Here is a 19,729-nt window from a genome sequence, read left to right on the forward strand (position 1 = left end):
CGCTTTGCGAGCATTACCCAATTATAGTTTTATAATACTTTAAATACACTATAGTATTGACAAAAGGGATTAAATAATGTATATATAGTATATATACATTATACTCTTTCAAAATAAACAAGAGTTTATTAAAAGAAACTGCTAGGAGATAAAATATGGACATTACTATTATAATTTCAAATTTATCAAACGATCCTATATATCTGCAAATTATTGATCAGATTAAAGGACTAATATTTTCTGGTGAAATAAAAGAAGGTGATGCACTTCCATCTATGCGAAATTTAGCAAAGGATCTTCAAGTAAGTGTAATCACCACAAAAAGAGCTTATGAAGAATTAGAGAAGGAAGGGTTTATTGTTTCTCTTACAGGTAAAGGGTCATTTGTATCAGGTCAAAATAAGGATTTACTTCGCACGAAAAAAATGAAGATTTTAGAAGAAAAATTAAAAGAAGTTTTAAAGGAAAGTAAAATACTGAATTTATCTATGGAAGAAATAATAGATATAATGAAACTTCTTAAGGAGGACGTAAAATGAGCAGTGTATTAGACGTTAGAAATCTCAACAAGTCTTATGGTGATTTTTGTTTAAATGGATTAAACTTTAAGCTTGAAAAAGGATACGTAATGGGATTTATAGGACCAAATGGCTCGGGAAAAAGTACCACAATAAAATCAATTATGAATCTAATAAAAAAAGATAGTGGAAGCATCAGTGTTTTTGGTATGGACAACGTTAAAGACGAAAGGAAAATCAAAGAAAAGATAGGATTTGTTTATGATGAAAATATATTTTATGGCATGCTTACCATAAATGAAATGAAAAATATTATAGCAGGTTTTTATAGAAGGTGGGATGAAAACAAATTTAAGGAGTATATCAAACATTTTGAATTAAATCCAAATAAGGTGATAGATAAGCTTTCAAAGGGAATGAAAATAAAATTCGCCTTAGCATTAGCTCTCTCCCATGGAGCTGAACTTATTGTTATGGATGAGCCTACTTCAGGACTTGATCCTGCTTTTCGAAGTGAGCTTATGGATATTTTATATAATGTTATTCAGAATGAAGAGATGTCAATTTTCTTCTCCACACACATTACAGCAGATCTTGAAAAAATTGCAGATTATATAACTTTTATTAACAAGGGAAGTATGGTGTTTTCTGAGTCGAAGGAAGAAGTGCTACAAAAATACGCAATAGTCAAAGGATCTTCTAAGCTTTTAGACTTAAATGTACGAAAGGAATTTATAGGGATAAGGGAAACTGCTTCGGGGTTTGAGGCATTAACTAATAATAAAGAGAAAGCAAGGATTTTGTTTAATGATAGTTGTAAGATAGAAAAAGCATCACTAGAAGATATTATGGTTTATACAATAAGGGGTGATATTCATGTTTAATCTTATAATGAAAGACATTAGAATTCAGAAAAAGGATAAAACCGTATTTATGTTTATTCTTTTAAACATGGTAAATACATTTATATTTCAAACTAATTATGCAACCACTATATTGTTATGTTTTTTAAGTATATATCTACTGGCAGTGTATGCTAATGCTTATGATTTTAAATATAATAGTGAACTAATGATAAATAGTTTGCCCGTTAATAGAAAAGTTGTGGTGGCTGCAAAATATTTATCAGTATTTTTATTCCTTATCTGCGCTATATTAATAACACTTATTGTTGGCAGTTTATTTCATTTTGTTGCTCCAACTTTAGTAAGTAAAACCATCGGTATAAACACCATTTTTCTTGAGTTTTTTATTGTATGTATTTATTTTTCTATTTTTTTCCCTTTTTATTACAAGTTAGGATACCTAAGGTCAAGGTGGGTTAATTTTATAATTATGGCTGTACTGGGAAGCCTTATCTCTTTCGCAAATGAGATATTAAAGAATAGTACAACCTTGGGGGTTGATTTTGGATTACTGCAAAAGGTCGTACTGACAGCCATACCTATAATTTTTATAGTAGTTTCATTCTTCATTTCAATTAAAATATATAAAAATAAGGAATTGTAATTATGGTTTTATGAAATCAATTAAACATCCAGATGGAATAGGGGGAAGGCAACTGCTAATGTAAAAACACCGCAAAATTCAAATTTGAATTCTGCGGTATTCTAGAAATTATTTATTTTTACAGGAATCCATACTTCACATTTGTATTCACCAGGGTTTTTATCATCCCAAAAGTTTTTTTCAATGCATGGACCTTTCACTTGTTCAAATCCAGAGGAGGGAAACCATTCAGAGTATATACGTCTCCAAATATCCTGTATAATCAAATTATTGGGCACAGCTCCATTACCTTCAAATACTGCCCATGTAAGTTTTGGCACTTCTAGTATAGTAAATTCATCTGGTATATATTTTTCGAACTGTTCAGCTCCCATTATATATTTTCTTGTTCCATCTTCTTCAAATCCATAATGAAATCCATTTAGCAAAGTGCCCTTGGGGTTCCCAAGAATTTCGTTCATCCTATCATGTGTTCCGTCCTCAAAAGTCTTATTAATAAACTTTGGTATCTCTCTATAGGCTGCATCGTCAACTCTAGTTGTTACAAATTCTGCACCAAATACTTTAAAAGCCTCCTTTTCAACTATTTTATAAATAATTTCATGTTCTCCTTTTATTGATATTTGAAAAGAAAGTTTGGGAAAAGCTTTAATCTTTCCATTAAGCTTTTTTAAAGCTGATGGTGATATTCCATGCAGTCTTTTGAATGCCTTAGTAAATGCTTCTGGACTTTCATAACCATATTTTAATGCTATATCAATTACTCTTTTGTCTGTTGCAACCAAGTCTTCTGCAGCAAGGGTAAGTCTTCGATTTTTTATGTACTGAGTCACAGTAAATCCTGTTAATGCATGGAAAATACGCTGGAAGTGATATCGAGATGAACATGCGACTTTGGATATGTCATCTATATTAAGTGCTGTGTCCAAATTCCTTTCAATGTATTCAAGCGTATCATTAAGTAATATTATTGTTCCCAACTTTCCCATCCTTTCAAAATCAGTTCATTCATTACAAAAATGTAAATCTCCATTATTTCATCTTATTATATATATAACTTGTTATAACTTCACAATATTTATCAGGCTCCTCAATTCTAGTATAATGACCGGAGAAATCAAATATAACCACTTGTTTGTCTTGCACTCGCTTCATAAATTCTGCTGTTTGTACTTCACAAGTTATTGGATCATATTTACCTTTAATCAATAAAGAAGGTTTGTTTACATTTGATAATTCAGTAAACACATCATTATACACTCGCCAATCCTTCAATAATTTAATTCTTGTTTTGGTAGATTTATTCCATAAATTCTTAGCATCGTTAGTACTCATAGCTATTCGTTCAATAATTTGCTTATCACTTCCAAACCACATATAATTACTTCCGTTAGCTCCAAGTTCATTTAACACCTTCATAAGAAGTTTATTGATATCCCTATAATCCGTAATTTCTCTTAAAGCTTTAAAATAATCCTCTGCCAATGCTAAATTTCCTAATTTAACCAATTCCTTGGCAGCTTCATTTAACATAGAACGCTCTGAAAGTGCAAAACTAAAAGACGGACATTCATATAACATATATTCAATAGAATTAGGGTATAAATTAGCATAAAGAACAGCAAGATACCCACCAAATGAGTGACTAAGCAGTGACCATTTATTTATATGTAATTTTTTTCTTAGTTCTTCAAAATCTTCAATAATATCTTCTAATGAAATATGTTCCTCATCTAAAATAGCCTCGGATCTCCATACTCCTCTTTGATCTGGGGCTATAACTTTAAAGTTTTTTGATAATCTGTCCCCCTGATATTGAATAAAGTCTGCAACACCAATTCCACCTGGTCCACCATGAATAAATAATAATACTGGAGATGAGTCCTCTCCTAAAATTTCAGTGTAAAGATCTTTCCCTCTAATTTTATAATACTCCACCATCTAATAAGTCCTCCCCATAATAACCTTAATTATTTCCTAACTTCACTAAAGTATATCAAAAAATGGGATTTTATATCTGTCTTTTTGTGCTTTAATTTGTCTGAATTTATTCATTCTAAAAATATCAAAGAGTACATTGTTTTATAATTCTTTCGTTAGTTCTATAAATAATTTCTTGTGGATATCCTATAAATTCAAGTACCTTTATTGCGTTTCTAGTTGAAGATACACCTTTTCTTATTTGATAATCAAATTCTAAACCATGTTCTCCTACATTTTCAGTGAAATAATGGCATTCATATAAACCTCCTACCATAGTAGCTATTTCGAGATCATGCGTAGCTACTGCCACCAATGAATTATGTCTAGACAAATAGGCAAGAATCTCAGCAGATGCATTAACCCTCTCAATAGGGTTAGTTCCCCTGAAAATCTCATCAATAAGACATAAGCTTGTCACTTCCTCATTGCAACCATTAATTATCCTAAACAGTGCCTCTGCCTCACTTAAATAATAACTTTTCCCACTAGTCACATTATCAGTAACAGTCATTGACGATATTATGTTGAAATATCCACCCTCGTAACTTGTCGCAAGGCAAGTGAAAATAGTCTGTGAAAATAATGCATTTATGCCTAATGCTCTTAGAAAAGTAGACTTACCAGACATATTTGAACCAGTTATAATAACACCCTTTTCTAAAGTTAAAGAATTCCCGACAGCTGTGTCTATCAGTGGATGTTTTATATCTTTAACCATTATTTCCTTAAGTCCTTTTGTTAATTTAGGTTCAACATATTCTAGAAGTCCATCCCTATAAGAAGCTACAGATATTAATGCATCGATTTCCCCTAAGATCAAATAGATACTTCTTATATCTTCAATATGTGCCTTAACTTCATCTATTATTTTATTGAAACCTCTAGCCTCACTTAAAAAGAATATATTTATGTACTCGTATAACATATCTACACCTTCTACTCTTCCTATTTTAATAAAGGCGTCTTTCCTTGTTATTGCCTTGCATTTCTTTGATTGCTCTTTAAGCTTTAAAGTATATCTTTTTAACTCCTTATCCTCTACAGATCCAATAGCCTCTGCCAGTCTAATAATCTTACTTAAATACCCCATTGATGCAAGATCTCCGCCAATATCTTTTTTGATTTTAGCACTAAGATAGCCATTAACCGCAAATATTATAAGTATAAAAATCCATGCCTTTCCTATCCCAATAAACGTTATTGAAATTAAGGAACCATAAGCTAATATCCTTAAAAGATATAACAGTGGTTTCATGAAAGTTTTAAAGGATATTTCATCCCATAAAAAACATGTTATAGTGTTAATATTCTGTCTTCCTAATTTTAAAAATTTTCTTTGTATTTTTTCTCTTATCTCCTTATTATCTTGAAAGAAAGTTATAATCTTATTTCTATTGATTAGTTTTTCTTCTTTTAGGATTGGATTTCTTAAAATATAATATAAATATTGTTCTCCTGGCGAGGATAATGTTCTATCTACCTTTTCAAAAACATTATCCATATTTAAATCTAAATAAGTTTGATCATCAATATATAGTTCCTCCGGCTCTTTATATTTTATTACATCAAATAATAATTTAATATCCTCAAATTTTCGCACGCGGTTGTTTCCATTACTGTAATTCTCTTTAATCTTTTGTAAATCTTTATAAAAAATTGCTTTATTTCTTGCTGCTAGTCCAAACATCAGCAAAACTAATGAAATAATATTTACACAAAAATATATTTTATTTACATTGTTACCTAGGACAATTGATACATAGGTTATAATAGCAGCTATAACTATACTTGCTATAAATAATTTATTAAATTTTTTTTCCTTATCCATTTGAAACGCTCCTTACCGAACTTTATAATAATTAGAGATCCATCACTTTTATCAAATCCTTTAATTTGTTAGAGTTTCATATTTTCCACATGCCTCAAAGTACGGTTAATATAAATCCTCCTTGCGATATATTATTTTACTACAATGGCATAAAATGTTTATTTAATTATACTAATAATACACTTAAATATATATAATTATTTTTAAATTCAATAAATAGTTTTTAGAAATTGAGTGTATTTACAATAATTGAAGTTTGTATTTAAGGTTTAGATAAGGTTGGGATTATATACAATTAAGGTTTGTAAGATATCATTTAGGTATCAATCAAATTAAAGGAGGAAGAGTAATTATGAAAAATGATATATTAACTATTGATAATTTAAGTAAATCTTACAAAGATAATCAAGTTCTGAATAATATCAATCTGCATATTAAAGCTGGAACTGTTTATGGGTTTTTAGGACCAAACGGAGCTGGTAAATCTACAACAATTCGAATTATATTAGGTTTAATCAAAAAATATACGGGAGATATAAAAGTTTTTGATCATGATCTAAAAAAGCATAAAATTGAAATTTTAAATAGAGTAGGTGCACTAGTTGAATCACCGTCTTATTATGAGCATCTATCTGCATATGAAAATTTAAAAATATGGGCTATTATGAAAAACACACCATACTCAAGAATTGATGAAGTACTTAAAATTGTAGATCTTTATGATAGTAAAAATAAAAAAGCTGGTAAATTTTCTTTAGGGATGAAACAAAGACTTGGAATTGCTCAAGCTCTTATTAACAATCCTGATCTTTTAATTTTAGATGAGCCTACCAACGGTTTGGATCCTATTGGAATAAAAGAAATAAGAGCCTTAATTATCTCATTATCAAAAGTTTATAATAAAACAGTTTTGGTAAGTTCACATTTACTTAGTGAAATGGAACTTATGGTGGATGATGTTGGAATAATCAATAAAGGGAGCGTTCTATATGAAGGTTGTTTAAAAGAATTAAAAAGCAATTATCCCACTCTTAATAGTTTAGAAGATATATTTCTACTACTTCTAGAAAGGAGTTAATTATGAGTTTCGTAAAGTATCTAAATTTAGAATTTATAAAAATAAAAAGTAGTTATATAAAATATACTCTTATATTACCAATAATTATATCATTAGGAATGATACTTATAGATATTATACTTAGAAAAGAAGCTATAATATCTAAATATTCCCCTATAATTACTGATGGATTTCAAGCGCTTTTAGTAGAAAATCATTTGGCTTTAATTTGGCCTATTATACTACTATTTTCCATCATTCTAAATAGTATATCTATATTTTATATAGATTTAAAAAACAATTTATTAACACATATACTTTCTAGTCCAATAAGCAGAAACAAATACTACTTCTCTAAATTAATTTCCATATTAACATGTACAATAATATCAATTTTATTAGAAGGTATAGTTCTTGTGATTGTAGGATATAAATTTTCGCTATCTCATAATATAGATATACCTTTAGTTATTCGATATATGTGGATGCAATTTTTCTGTTGCTTTGGGATTATAGGGTTACAAGGATTTTTATTTGCATTAACTAGAAAAGTTACATTTTTAACTTCAATAAATATTGCAGCTCTATGTTGTTCTATTTTATTATTACGTTACCCTTCAATTACTAAGTTAATTCCTTATCTTCAAATAGCGAATTCTATGATTCTTGTTACAAACGGAGAATTAATAGTGAACTCCATATTTTTCTCTTGTATCAATTTTATAGTTTTCACAGCTTTAGGGCTAATTATATTTAATAATATTGATATTCAGGAGGAATAATTATGTTAAACCTTATTAAATGTGAGTTAATTAAAATAAAAAATTTAAAACCAATAATTTTATCTTTTATAGTACCACTACTTATGTCCATTGTAGGATTAATTAACATATATAGAGGACTTGTTGAAACTACAGATTTGTGGGACGCTGTTTATAATCAAACATTCCTTTTATATGCATCTTTAACTCTTCCACTCGCAATAACAATAATAATATCCATTCAATGGAGATTAGAATATAAAAAAAATAATATACTTAATTTATGTTCTTCATCCATTAAATTAAATAAGATTTATCTTAGTAAGATAATGACTACTTTATTAATTATTTTTCTTAACATTATTATACTAATCATTTCAGTGTTAATTTTTTCTAATATATTAATACCTAAAGAATCTTTTAGATATTATGTAATTTATGCACCAATTATAGCATTTTTATATTCTATACCTTTGGTATGTCTTCAGCATTTAATATCTATGTACAATAGAAATTTTATTGGAAGTGTGTCTGTTGGAATAATCTTATCTTTTATAGGATTTCTATTATCTCATACCTCTTTAGGTATATTGATTCCTAATACATATATAGTTTGTGGAAGTTTCATAGGAGTATCTAGTTATCCTATAGCTACTGATATGATGGCAACTATAACATTTCCTTATATAAATTTATTGATATTAGTAGTACCCATTTTGAGTATAATACTATATTTATTAGGTAATTATTTGTTTAGTAAAAAAGAATTTTAATTTGCGATTGAGAAAATTATAAAAAAAGGATACTATGGATTAATCCAGATATTAAAAACTTCTATGACTTTACACCAGAATATGTTAAACTTATAGATTATAAACACCTTGGTAAAATAAATATGGGGAGTGTGGCTGTATAATGCTTACATTTATCGTTGCAATTGGAGATAATTTCGCTATAGGTAAAAATAACGATTTACTTTGGCATTTTTCAAAAGATTTAAAAAGATTCAAGCAAGTTACAAGTGGAAACACTATTATAATGGGAAGAAAGACATTTGAGTCCCTTCCTGGTATTCTTCCTAGTAGACATCATATTGTTATTACAAAAAATAAAGATTTTGTTATAAATGATGATAGAGTTACTATTCTTAATTCTAAGGAAGAGTTATTCGCATTTATGAAAGACGATGAAGAATACTTTGTTATAGGTGGTGGATCAATTTACAAGTTATTATTGCCTTATTGTAATAAGATACATTTAACAAAAGTACATAAGGAATATAATGCTGATATTTTTTTTCCTAAACTAGATTATTCAGAATGGAATTGTAGAGAAGAAGAAACTGGGTTCATCAATGATGATAAAACAACATCATACACTTTTTTAACTTTGGAACGTATTATTAATGTGAAACAAAAATAATCTATTTTTTATATAAATACAATGTACCATTTTTAGGTGTTCTTATAGTTCGTCCAGTAACGCCCCTACTTTTAAGTTCCTTTTGTAATGTATTCATAAAGAAACCATGACAAACAATTAATATATTATTACTTGATTCATCCTTTATACTATCCAAAAACTCATTCACACGTTTTTGGGTATCTTTTTTATTCTCTGTTTGAGATTTGCACTGAAAAAACCAGGCAAATCTCCCACTTATACACCAAAATATATAAGGAATTTTTATATTAGTATTAAATATTGGTGCTATAGGAACTTCTCTTAATAATTTAGTTTTAATTATTTCACCTTTGAAAATAGATTGAGAAGTTTTAATGGCTCTTGATAAATCACTTGAAAAACATTTATCCCACTTTATATCTCCTATTTTAAATTTATTTTCTATAACGTCACTATTATCATATTGTTTTACCCATTGCTTAAAATCAGCAGATGACATAAACATCTTTGTATAAAAATTAACTTTAAAATGCCTAACCAATCCTATATTCATTTATCCTCCAATATCACGCAATTTTATATGTTTTGTACTATTTAAAACAGTTTACAATATCTAGTGATTAGTTTGAAATATTGTATGCCATTTTTCTTATAAGTTTTAATAAATTTTCTCTATCCTCATAAGTATCTAAAGAAAGCATTATTTTTCCGTAAACTTCTTCCTCAAATTTACTATGTTCCTCTTGTGCCATCTTCCCCTCCGTAGTAAGTTCTAACTTATAGGATCTTCTATCCTTATTACTAAGAGTTCTAATAATAAGATTGCGCTTTTCTAATCTATCAATCATACTAGTTAATGTACTTTTAGGTACATTTAAGACTTCTAATATATCTTTTATAATAACATTTTCTTTTTCAGAAATAATTCTTAGTATTGTAAGTTCATTAGTTCTTAGTCCTTGTATTCTCAAAAACTTTGATTCTATATCCTTATAATTAGATGATACTATCATAAAATGCCATAATTTATTTAATTCATCTACTTGTCTTTTATATTCCTGATCCATATATTCACTCCAAAATTTGATTTATCTTTATTATTTATTTTTTTATATTAGCATTGATAGCAAAACTTTTATAATTTATTTTTTTAAAGTTAGATGGCTTAAATCCACACTTTATTAAAAGTTCCTCAATTTCTTTCTTGCAATATATCTTATAATCGCCACTACTACTTCTTTTACAATATAAATTCATTATTTTTCTAATAACTACTGGTGAAGTTGGATCTCCAATAATTAATGTTCCATTAAATTTTAATATTCTTTTCATCTCTAATAGTGTCTTTTCTGGGTTTGGATAATGATGAAATGATGCATTACATACAATTACATCAAAAGTATTATTTCCCCAAGGCATACATTCTGAATCACCAACTTTTAATTCAGCTCTATTATCAAGATTTTTTTTGGCAACTTCAATCATTTTTTCTGAAAGATCTAATCCATATAATTCTATATTATTTCCAACTAATTTCATCAATACATTTCCGGTGCCACATCCAACATCTAATAATTTTTTAGGCTTAATAAGCATTATTCTGCTAATAATTTCATTATACATCGGAGCTACGAATTTCCCATCATGACTCTCATCATAAGATTCAGCTTGTTTATTAAAATTTATTTTTGAATTCTCTTTAAAAATATTTTTATTATTTTGCATATAAGATCCCCCTCTAAATAATAGTAATGTATTAATATAGTTCCTGTTTCGTACTATACTAACATGGTACTACTTTTTCAAAAAAAGTCAATATAAAAGACTTACGATTGTTCAACAGGTTATTTTTTGCTAAGGATATACCAGTTGAAACAATTATGAATCCTACAACTTTAAAATTCACTCCTGTAACAATTAATAATATATTTAAAGTACATCTTATGAGTTTTCTAGTATTCTCTTTAAAAAGCTATTTACCAATATTTCGGCTTCTTCAAATGACTGTGTACAATAGTTCTTAGAAAATGGGTCACTAAACCCATGGGCCCCTCTTAATATATGTACATTGACGTTCCATTTTTTCAAAGAATTAACTATTTTTTTAACATTGAATGATTTCTCTTCAGTAGGAAAAATCAATAAAACTGGACATTTGGGAGTAACGCTCATATAGTCTCTAATCCTCGAACCATAGTACCCTATAATACCATCACACATAATATCTTCACCGCTACATAGCCATGCAATTGTTGCACCTATGCTATAGCCTAATAAATATACGTACCTGTATTGCTTTTTTGCTTGTATTATTAGCCGTTTTACTTGATTAAATGCTAAATCAAACCCGATATTTTTTATGAAATGATGATAGGCTTCATCTTGTTGATCATAATTAAGAGGGTGGTTTAGATTAATTAAATTGGGGCAAATAATATCATATCCATCCATAGAAAACTTCTCACAGACGAACTTAATATGCTGATTAATACCATATATTTCATGTAACACTATAATTACAGAATTAGAATTATTTATAATCTTCACATGGGCCTCCCTAAGGTAATTATACTAATAACACCATAATTTACGAAATAAAGCATATTTACAATGAGTTAATATCTATGTCTTTAGTCTCTCCATCCCCAATATTTCCATAAAGGATAACATCTATAATAATCTCATAATATCTATACTTATCATAATATGTTGATTGAACAAGATTATCATAAATCTTATATTAATAAATCTATTGATGAACTTATTACCGCTATAACAAATTTTCTTGATTTATAATTTCATATCTTTCATTTGATAATGCTAATATGGCATTATCTATATCTTTATTTTTAACAAGTATATAATCTGTATCATATGTGGAAACAGCAAAAATACTGATTCTTTTTAATGCCAATATAGTACTAATTGATGAAATAATACCAATTAGAGAAAAATCTAATGGTCCCTCAACTTTTAAAATTCTCCAATCTTTTTCACACTTTATATTACTCGGTATACTATCTTGAGAGCATACAATTGATAATTCATCTGATGTTTTTGATATAGAATAAAAACTGCTGTTTTTTACCCATTCAGGAATTTGCTCATTTTTATTTAATCTACAAACAGAAAATTTTTCGTTTAATAATTTCATTGTTAATATTTTTTCTGACATATCTTGTTTTCACCCTTCCCTTTTTTATGGGTTCTAACCCACTTATAAATTTATCATCTTCAAACATATCAAAAATTGTTAATGTTGTCAATATTAACTTCTATTTTATAAGTATCTAACCTAGTATAAATATATTAATAATTAGTGGGTATAATCTATAAAGAGGTCATCAAGTAAATAACAAACTCCAAATAATTTTATTTTTATCATTTTTAGTTTTTCTACACTGTATTTCCTCACACTCCTTGTCTGCTATATAAGACAAGAATTTGATAATCGTATTGTTTATGGTATGGTATAGCCTAGATTGTTGTCTTCTGTGCTTGCTAAATGGGTATACCTTAAATTGTCAAATTAAAACTATAGCTGCGTAAAAAGCAATACCTAATGTCATGATAGCAATAGATTCTGATAAGTATAAAAGTGCATACACTCCATTGAAGTCGCCAATGCATCTTCTTCGAATCTGTTGCAGCGACCCAGGATATGATTTAATTATGCCTCCCCATATTGCTGAGCAAAATATAAAATCCACGATTTTTCAACTTTATAATTGCCTATTGGATTTCCTGTTGCTCCATCATATAAGTTGTAATCAGCAGTTCTATAAATCATAGTATTTTCATTATCAAGAATTTCTTTATCCATTTCATATTGACCTTTATTAACATGTACACTTACTTTAAAAGCTCCAATCGGATGTCCAGTTACAAATAAATGTGTTCTAATAGATATTGAAGGAGTTATATGAGTTATAATAACTCCCCCAATAAATATTATTATAGTTAATAATATTACAATAACTTTTCTTAAAAACTTCATTCTTTCCTCCTCAAATTTGTTGAATAATAATCTGCAGTTACGCAACAATTTTAAATCGCTCATGCCCTGCTAAACCATATGATATTTATTCATTTATGTCTTAGCATAGGTTTTGTCCAAATTATAGAAAACCCAGACTTACAACTTGAGTAGCACCTATTTTGCATTATCACAATAGTAAATCATTGACTCACTTAAGAACTTAGCTAAACCTTCTTTCTGCCTATCAATGTTAGCCGTGAAACGTTCATCTTTAACATATAAATCAGCAAGACCTCTAAATATTTCTATAGTACAATCATAAAAATTATCAGTAATGTGTTGTCTTAACTCAGCAACTGCCTTTTGAACTTCTGAATTACCTATTCCTTTATCCATGTTAGCTATAATTTTCTCGTTGATTTTTCCATTAGTTGCATTAATCCTAGCCCAATCCTCTTTTGTGTATTTTGAGGTTTTTTTCAAACTTTCCTTGTAGGCATCAGTGTCGCCATATTTTTGCTTCGTTTCCTCTGCATATTTTTCTTTATGAGCCTCTATTTCGCTTATATCAAACCCCTCAAACATTTCATTCTTAGTCATATCTATTCCTCCTTCAATGTAATCTATAGTTTTATCTACAGATTTTATAATCTTATCGAGTCTCTTCTTTTTTTCTATCAATAGCTCCCTATGTGTCTTTAATGCATGTTTTCTATCGAAATCTGGATTATCTAAAATTTCTTTTATTTCTAGAAGGGTAAAATCCAACTCTTTAAAAAACAAAACTTGTTGCAATCTTTCAAGGTCATCATCAGTGTAGAGTCTATATCCGGCCGTTGTTACAGACTTTGGCTTTAAGATGCCTATCTGATCATAATGATGGAGTGTACGCACACTTACACCAACCATATCAGCTACTTCTTTTATTTTATAAGACATAAAATCAACTCCTTTGTTCTTTATTAATCTTCCCTACAAATTTATAATAATCTATGACGTTACGTTAGAGTCAATACCATTTTGGAAATAATTTATAGATGTTTTTCGAAATAAAATGAAGATATATGGTATGATATCATTTAAATCGCAAGCATTATTATTACTAGTGATACTTAACAATTAAACCCCACATCTAATGATATGGGGTTACTTGAGAGGACATAAAAAACAATCTGTATCAATTAAGCTGAATATATTTTTTACTTTTATTTAACAGTTCTTTTAAAACCAATATCAAGATTGTCACACTCATTAAGAATTAATGCTTGTGCCACAATTACATCTTGTCCATTAAAAGTACATGATGGAGCTTCGTATAATTTATACCCTTCATTAAGTAATTCAGAAATTTTCTTGCAAAAATTTGCATCATCTTTTCCAGTAATTAAGCGATATTTAAGTTTGTTTTCCATAGATTATCTTTAGTGAGAGCGTGTACTTTAAGTATACAAACCCACTAAATTTCCACTTCCTTTCTTGTTTTAAATTTTATGTGTATTTCATCTTAGTAACTCTGTTGATAGTTCTACATATTATGAATGTTATGAATTAACATAAGTTATTATTTCATCTATATTCTTTCTTCTTGTAAAATCTACTGGCTTGTCATACATGGCTAACATGCCTCTTGCCTCAGGTGTTAATTCTTTTTTCATCTTAATTTTCCATTTTAGTAATGTCATAAGTGCTTTATCAAAAGGTTTCATTTTACTATAATCAAATCCACCTCTTAAATAAAAGAACTGTACATATTTCTGTTCCTCGGGAGTAAAATTTTTATCTTTTACTTCACGTATTACCTCTTCACTCGATGGTGATGCCCCCGTTGCGAAAACAACGACTTTTTTACCTTTAAATTTGTCGAGATTTTTCGTTATACATTTTACTCCAATAATACCAACAGCATACAAACTGCCGCCATAAATCACGGTATCATAATTTGTAACTACATTTATATCAACCCTTGAAATATCAAAAATATCCGCTGATAACGCCTCGGAAATCCATTCTGCGTATTTTTTTGTAAAACCTGTTTTGGACTTGTATATTACTACCGTTTTCATTAGTTTCACCTCTTATAATATATATTTTTTCGAATTATACTACATTCAGGATCTTAACATATTAAATCATATATTCTCAATTTTAGGATTACTTACCACGAAATATCATTCTCAATTAAAATTTGTATTTTGATTACCTTATTGGTCTATCTGTATTTTCAACGTAGTTAATTAAGATAACAAAGTATTTTGTGATTTAATATTTATCCAATATCTCTGAGTCACTTCACCCTCTTCAATAACCTCATTCTCTAATACTCCACCATTATTTAATATAGTTTTTGCTGAAGCTATATTTATTTTGTCACACGTAACCAATGCCTTTTTAATACCTAACTGTTTCACTAATGATAATGATAATGATAGTGAAAGCATCTTCGTAGCATAACCTTTTTTACGTTCAGAAGGTCTTATCCCATATCCAATATGTCCACCATAATTTAGCAAAAAATCATTTAATTCATGTCTAATATGTAGAGCACCATAAATTTTCATGTTTTCATCAATTAAAAAATATAGAGTAGATGGAACAAATCCTTCTTCATATGCTTTATTGGTTTTTTGGTTCTTCCAACAATTAATTAAATCTTCATAATTGACCATACTCTTTCTCGATGCGTATGGAATTATTTCTTCTCCTGATTTTTCCCATTCAACTATATAATTATTATATTCTTTTTCCATTTCAAGTTTTGGCTCAACCAACTTAAATATCATAAATCTCCTCATCCTTTCTGAATATTCAAACAAGACTCATGTTATCTTTACACAATTCAACAGACATTCATAATTTTCCTTTATATTTTGAAAAAAGAATACAAGCATCCTATTAATTAAATATTGACTGATAATTTATATATGAATAATATCTCCTGCACTTGCTTTTTCTAATCGATTAATTATAGAATTCCCTAAACCACTATTATTTGGAGCTTGTACATAAATATGACTTACATTCAATTTATCACATTCTCTAATCAAATCAAATATCTTTTGTGCAGCTATATTTAACATTTTAAAACTTCCTAAACTATATATATGTTGGTAATCCTTAAAATCATTTAAAAATTCTTGAAAACAAATTATAACATCGTTCTCATTTGCATTTTCTTTAATCCATTTAGACGTTTTTATATACTCTCCCTCAACCAATGTTAGAGGTGCATCTGGTGCATAGTGTCTATATTTCATTCCTGGAGCCTTTGGAATATCCATTTCTTTCACGCTTAATAAATCTTTTTTGTATATAAGGTTTGGTATTACCTTACATATGTCATCCAAGCTTATTGCTCCTGGTCTTAGAAGTATTGGGACTGGAGTAGACATATCTATAATTGTTGACTCCAACCCAATTGAACACGCCCCTCCATCTAAAATGCAAGGAATTTTCCCATTTAAATCATTATAGCAATGCTCTACACTAGTAGTTGATGGCTTTCCTGATAAATTTGCAGATGGAGCTACTAATAAAGTTCCACTTTCTTTAATTATAGCCCTTGCTATTTCACTTTCGGGAAATCTAACTCCTACAGTTTTCATTCCTGCAGTAATTGTATCAGAAATACAATCTTTCTTATTAAAAATTAAAGTTACTGATCCGGGCCAAAAATTACCAAACATTGTCTCTGCCTCTTTTGAAATATCTTTGCATATATCGTAAACCTGTTCCACTTTATATATATGTACCAATAATGGATTATCCTGCGGCCTTCCTTTAACTTCAAAAATTTTTTTTATTGCCTTTTCATTAAAAGCATCTGCAGCTAATCCATAAACAGTTTCTGTTGGAATTGCAATAACCTCACCATTTTTTAGATACTCTGCACCTTTTACAATATTTTTGTAATTAATATTTAAATCTTTAACATTTAATATTTCTGTTTTCATAGATAACCTGCCTCCTATTTGAGTGGCGTATTTTTCTAAATATCATAAAGAAATATAGAAAACCAATATCGCCTTAACTTTTGAAAATATAGTGTTTTCTAATGTTTTAAGAATGGAAAATAGCCTGAAAGTGAAAGTAATATACTCACTAATAAAGTAAAGCCATATCGTTAGATATGACTTTACTTGTGAAGAATGAGACACAAAATACCAACCTGTTCACTTTAACTTATCAATGTTCCCTGATTGAATATATTTAACATTTGCTTGGATTTTTTCATATGTCCAATTCCACCACTTAATTTTAAGCAATTTAGAAATTGTTTCATCATCATACCTTTTCTTTATAACTTTTGCGGGTACTCCTCCAACAATAGTATATGGAGGAACATCCTTGGTAACCAATGCTCTAGTTGCAATAATTGCACCATCACCAATCTTCACCCCTGACATGATTATAGCGTCATAACCTATCCACACATCATTTCCAATTTCAATATCACCCTTATTATCCCATGCATCGGTTATATGGCTGACGGGTAAATCCCATTCCTCATAAAATATTGGAAATGTATAATTAGATAGTGATTTCATTGTGTGATTTCCACTTGTCATAAGAAACTTCGCTTTACATGAAATTGAACAAAACTTTCCAATTATTAATTTATCATTGTTTACAGCATACTGATATAATACATTATTTTCTTCGAAATCCCTTGGATCATTATTAAAATCATTATATATTGTATAATCTCCAACTTTTATATTATCCCTTGTAATTACATTTTTAAGATATATTGTTTGGTTGTCATTACTTCTTGGATATATTTTATTTGAATTTGGAATAGTCATATTTAAATCTCTCCTTTGTATTAAAATACTTTAATGCCTATTCCATTATTACAATGCATTTTTTCATACAATCACTCCTCAAACAGCAACCCTTATATATCATATTATACCATATTATTCAATAATTAAAAGAATTAGAAAACAAAATAGTACATCCACATTTGAAATTATTAATACGGGATTTAAAAGAAGGAAAAACATAGAGGTCACTATGAATTAATGACCTCTATGTTTTTCCTTCTTTTTCAACTCATGCATTGCAAATTGCCTTTCTTTTTCTTGTTCATTTTCATCTTTTGAATTCTTTTTTCTTTCTACAATATTTGATTCTTGCTGCAATTTCATAGCAAGTTGTGCTTTGGTTCCTATCCCATTATTTTCGGTTTGTTTCTTTATTTGCTTTTGAAGTTTTTTAGGATTTATCTTTTTATCTTTAAATTCTTTAATTGATAAATAGTTACTAAACCTTAAATTACAAAATTCTTTTAATATAAAATCATACACCTCATAATCCTTTGGCTCAGAACCAAATACAACCTTCGAAACTTCATATTTTTTTGCGGATATTCTCTCAAAAACACCTACCCAAAACATACCTTCAAAAAATACAGTAAGCTTAATACTAACGTTCATTTTAAATCTCCTCCTGATATATAAAACTAAATATAGAGAATGGACGACCCCAGGAGGGAAGGTTACTGCTATCTACGTTCATATAGATAGGTTTGGACTACCAACCAAAACTGTGTTTTTATTTCTAATTATATAATACTATATTTACATTTAATATACAAAATAGTTTAAATATGTTGCGTATAATAGGTATATTGGGTATGTAAATTGGTACTAAGCCACTAATATGTATGTACTTGTAAATAATAGCACTATATCATATAGTTATACCAACAGAAACATATTTTGGAATTATAAAATAAAAAAATAGGAGTGAAAAATAATGGAATTAATTAAAGTAAATCAATTAAAGTGTATTAAATGTGGGATTTGTACGAAAGTATGCCCACCAAAAATCTTGGGTATGAACGAAAATGGTCCTATAGCCATTAAGCCGCAAGGATGTATAGCCTGTGGACAATGTGTTGCTGTATGCCCTACCAGTGCAATTGACAATATCAAATCACCCTTAAATAAACAGACCACTCTAAAAAAGTTCCCAGTTATAAATCAAGAGACTGCTAAACAGTTTCTTAGGTCTAGACGATCAATCCGATGTTACAAAGATATGGCAGTACAACGAGAGCAATTAATCGAATTAGTTAATATTGCACGTTTCGCGCCTACTGCTAGTAATCAGCAAGGAATATCATATATAATTGTTGAAGATAAAAAAATACTAAAAAAAGCTACAGAGGTTGTCATAGAGTGGATGGAATCACAAGGTGAAAATCCTTTACACTGGAGTTTTCCTTATCATATTCGTGCTTATAGAGAAACTGGAATTGATCAAATATTACGTGATGCTCCAAATTTAATTTTAGCAATGGCTCCAAAAGAAATGAAAAATGGTAGAGAAAATACAATCTTTTCATTTGCTTACTTGGAATTGTTTGCAACGACTCTCGGATTAGGTAGCTGTTGGGATGGACTCCTTGAAATGTGTGCATTTGCTAATTATTATCCACTATTAGAGTTATTTAATATTCCGAAGAATAAGGTGTTAACAGGTGCAGTTATGGTTGGGTATCCTCAATATGTCTATAAACGACTGGTAGATCGTAACCCATTAGATGTTACTTGGATTTAATAACATGCATTAAATCTTTAAAAGCATAACATAAGATAAACTTGTGATGAATGCTACTATCTTTCTCTACATTTAAAAAAAGGAACAAAATTAATTGTTCCTTATCCATAATTTTCATATTTATAT

At 28.7% G+C, this 19,729-nt stretch carries 24 protein-coding genes; 8 read left to right on the forward strand and 16 right to left on the reverse strand.

The annotated features are described in order from the left end of the window. Positions 1 to 161 precede the first annotated feature (161 nt). The 3 genes from A7L45_RS12740 to A7L45_RS12750 are packed head-to-tail and all read left to right on the forward strand — an operon-like array spanning position 162 to position 2,027. The gene (locus A7L45_RS12740; protein WP_071614970.1) at positions 162 to 539 is read left to right on the forward strand and encodes a GntR family transcriptional regulator; all 378 of its coding nucleotides are present in this window, start codon (positions 162 to 164) and stop codon (positions 537 to 539) included. Further along, positions 536 to 1,402: an ABC transporter ATP-binding protein gene (locus A7L45_RS12745; RefSeq protein ID WP_071613128.1), complete on the forward strand. Its 867-nt coding sequence runs from the start codon at positions 536 to 538 to the stop codon at positions 1,400 to 1,402. The genes A7L45_RS12740 and A7L45_RS12745 overlap by 4 nt, the downstream gene beginning before the upstream one ends. Beyond that, a complete protein-coding gene (locus tag A7L45_RS12750; protein ID WP_071613129.1) occupies positions 1,395 to 2,027 on the forward strand; it encodes an ABC-2 transporter permease in 633 nt (210 codons plus the stop codon). Before A7L45_RS12745 ends, A7L45_RS12750 begins: the two co-directional genes overlap by 8 nt. Before the next feature lie 101 nt (positions 2,028 to 2,128). Here A7L45_RS12750 and A7L45_RS12755 read toward each other — a convergent pair whose 3' ends face one another. From A7L45_RS12755 to A7L45_RS12765, 3 genes are all read right to left on the reverse strand, one after another. Beyond that, positions 2,129 to 3,007 carry an AraC family transcriptional regulator gene (locus A7L45_RS12755; protein ID WP_151553616.1) on the reverse strand — a complete coding sequence of 293 codons (879 nt, stop codon included), beginning with the start codon at positions 3,005 to 3,007 and terminating at the stop codon, positions 2,129 to 2,131. A gap of 52 nt (positions 3,008 to 3,059) precedes the next feature. Then, positions 3,060 to 3,968 carry an alpha/beta fold hydrolase gene (locus A7L45_RS12760; RefSeq protein ID WP_071613131.1) on the reverse strand — a complete coding sequence of 303 codons (909 nt, stop codon included), beginning with the start codon at positions 3,966 to 3,968 and terminating at the stop codon, positions 3,060 to 3,062. 124 nt (positions 3,969 to 4,092) lie between these two features. Beyond that, positions 4,093 to 5,838 (reverse strand): MutS-related protein, encoded by a 1,746-nt coding sequence (locus tag A7L45_RS12765; RefSeq protein ID WP_071613132.1) that lies wholly within the window; start codon positions 5,836 to 5,838, stop codon positions 4,093 to 4,095. A 352-nt stretch (positions 5,839 to 6,190) separates the two neighbouring features. On the opposite strand from A7L45_RS12765, the gene A7L45_RS12770 reads away from it, so the two are divergent. The 4 genes from A7L45_RS12770 (at position 6,191) to A7L45_RS12785 (ending at position 9,078) form a co-directional block, all read left to right on the forward strand. Beyond that, complete coding sequence (locus A7L45_RS12770; protein WP_071613133.1) at positions 6,191 to 6,916, forward strand: ABC transporter ATP-binding protein; 726 nt, start codon at positions 6,191 to 6,193, stop codon at positions 6,914 to 6,916. A gap of 2 nt (positions 6,917 to 6,918) precedes the next feature. Further along, positions 6,919 to 7,677, forward strand: a complete 759-nt coding sequence (locus A7L45_RS12775) for an ABC-2 family transporter permease (protein ID WP_071613134.1) — start codon at positions 6,919 to 6,921, stop codon at positions 7,675 to 7,677. 2 nt (positions 7,678 to 7,679) lie between these two features. After that, positions 7,680 to 8,429 carry an ABC transporter permease gene (locus tag A7L45_RS12780; RefSeq protein WP_071613135.1) on the forward strand — a complete coding sequence of 250 codons (750 nt, stop codon included), beginning with the start codon at positions 7,680 to 7,682 and terminating at the stop codon, positions 8,427 to 8,429. Between the two features lie 142 nt (positions 8,430 to 8,571). Beyond that, positions 8,572 to 9,078: a dihydrofolate reductase gene (locus A7L45_RS12785; RefSeq protein ID WP_076605251.1), complete on the forward strand. Its 507-nt coding sequence runs from the start codon at positions 8,572 to 8,574 to the stop codon at positions 9,076 to 9,078. A 1-nt stretch (position 9,079) separates the two neighbouring features. On the opposite strand, the gene A7L45_RS12790 is transcribed toward A7L45_RS12785, so the two are convergent. The 13 genes from A7L45_RS12790 to A7L45_RS12850 form a co-directional block, all read right to left on the reverse strand. Then, positions 9,080 to 9,613, reverse strand: a complete 534-nt coding sequence (locus A7L45_RS12790) for a phosphoglycerate mutase family protein (RefSeq protein ID WP_071613137.1) — start codon at positions 9,611 to 9,613, stop codon at positions 9,080 to 9,082. A 67-nt stretch (positions 9,614 to 9,680) separates the two neighbouring features. Beyond that, a complete protein-coding gene (locus A7L45_RS12795; protein ID WP_071613138.1) occupies positions 9,681 to 10,127 on the reverse strand; it encodes a MarR family winged helix-turn-helix transcriptional regulator in 447 nt (148 codons plus the stop codon). A gap of 34 nt (positions 10,128 to 10,161) precedes the next feature. Further along, a complete protein-coding gene (locus A7L45_RS12800; RefSeq protein ID WP_071613139.1) occupies positions 10,162 to 10,785 on the reverse strand; it encodes a class I SAM-dependent methyltransferase in 624 nt (207 codons plus the stop codon). A 216-nt stretch (positions 10,786 to 11,001) separates the two neighbouring features. Further along, positions 11,002 to 11,607, reverse strand: coding sequence for a dienelactone hydrolase family protein (locus tag A7L45_RS12805; protein WP_071613140.1), 606 nt, complete (start codon positions 11,605 to 11,607; stop codon positions 11,002 to 11,004). Positions 11,608 to 11,830: 223 nt separating this feature from the next. Then, complete coding sequence (locus A7L45_RS12810) at positions 11,831 to 12,235, reverse strand: ACT domain-containing protein (RefSeq protein WP_071613141.1); 405 nt, start codon at positions 12,233 to 12,235, stop codon at positions 11,831 to 11,833. Between the two features lie 495 nt (positions 12,236 to 12,730). Next, complete coding sequence (locus A7L45_RS12815; RefSeq protein WP_071613142.1) at positions 12,731 to 13,057, reverse strand: hypothetical protein; 327 nt, start codon at positions 13,055 to 13,057, stop codon at positions 12,731 to 12,733. Between the two features lie 156 nt (positions 13,058 to 13,213). Next, entirely contained in the window at positions 13,214 to 13,978 is a 765-nt protein-coding gene (locus A7L45_RS12820) for a MerR family transcriptional regulator (protein WP_071613143.1), read from the reverse strand. A gap of 266 nt (positions 13,979 to 14,244) precedes the next feature. Beyond that, positions 14,245 to 14,451, reverse strand: a complete 207-nt coding sequence (locus A7L45_RS12825; RefSeq protein ID WP_071613144.1) for a DUF1737 domain-containing protein — start codon at positions 14,449 to 14,451, stop codon at positions 14,245 to 14,247. A 129-nt stretch (positions 14,452 to 14,580) separates the two neighbouring features. Beyond that, positions 14,581 to 15,102, reverse strand: coding sequence for a flavodoxin domain-containing protein (locus A7L45_RS12830; protein WP_071613145.1), 522 nt, complete (start codon positions 15,100 to 15,102; stop codon positions 14,581 to 14,583). A 171-nt stretch (positions 15,103 to 15,273) separates the two neighbouring features. Continuing rightward, on the reverse strand, positions 15,274 to 15,819 hold the full coding sequence (locus A7L45_RS12835) for a GNAT family N-acetyltransferase (RefSeq protein WP_071613146.1): 546 nt from the start codon (positions 15,817 to 15,819) through the stop codon (positions 15,274 to 15,276). A 135-nt stretch (positions 15,820 to 15,954) separates the two neighbouring features. Continuing rightward, complete coding sequence (locus A7L45_RS12840; RefSeq protein WP_071613147.1) at positions 15,955 to 16,989, reverse strand: L-threonylcarbamoyladenylate synthase; 1,035 nt, start codon at positions 16,987 to 16,989, stop codon at positions 15,955 to 15,957. A 219-nt stretch (positions 16,990 to 17,208) separates the two neighbouring features. Beyond that, positions 17,209 to 17,841 (reverse strand): CatB-related O-acetyltransferase, encoded by a 633-nt coding sequence (locus A7L45_RS12845; protein ID WP_071613148.1) that lies wholly within the window; start codon positions 17,839 to 17,841, stop codon positions 17,209 to 17,211. Between the two features lie 216 nt (positions 17,842 to 18,057). Further along, positions 18,058 to 18,474 carry a YjdF family protein gene (locus A7L45_RS12850; RefSeq protein WP_071613149.1) on the reverse strand — a complete coding sequence of 139 codons (417 nt, stop codon included), beginning with the start codon at positions 18,472 to 18,474 and terminating at the stop codon, positions 18,058 to 18,060. Between the two features lie 322 nt (positions 18,475 to 18,796). On the opposite strand from A7L45_RS12850, the gene A7L45_RS12855 reads away from it, so the two are divergent. Further along, positions 18,797 to 19,603: a nitroreductase family protein gene (locus A7L45_RS12855; RefSeq protein WP_071613150.1), complete on the forward strand. Its 807-nt coding sequence runs from the start codon at positions 18,797 to 18,799 to the stop codon at positions 19,601 to 19,603. The last annotated feature ends 126 nt before the right edge of the window (positions 19,604 to 19,729 follow it).

The organism is Clostridium estertheticum subsp. estertheticum (genome assembly GCF_001877035.1).
Lineage (GTDB): Bacteria > Bacillota > Clostridia > Clostridiales > Clostridiaceae > Clostridium_AD > Clostridium_AD estertheticum.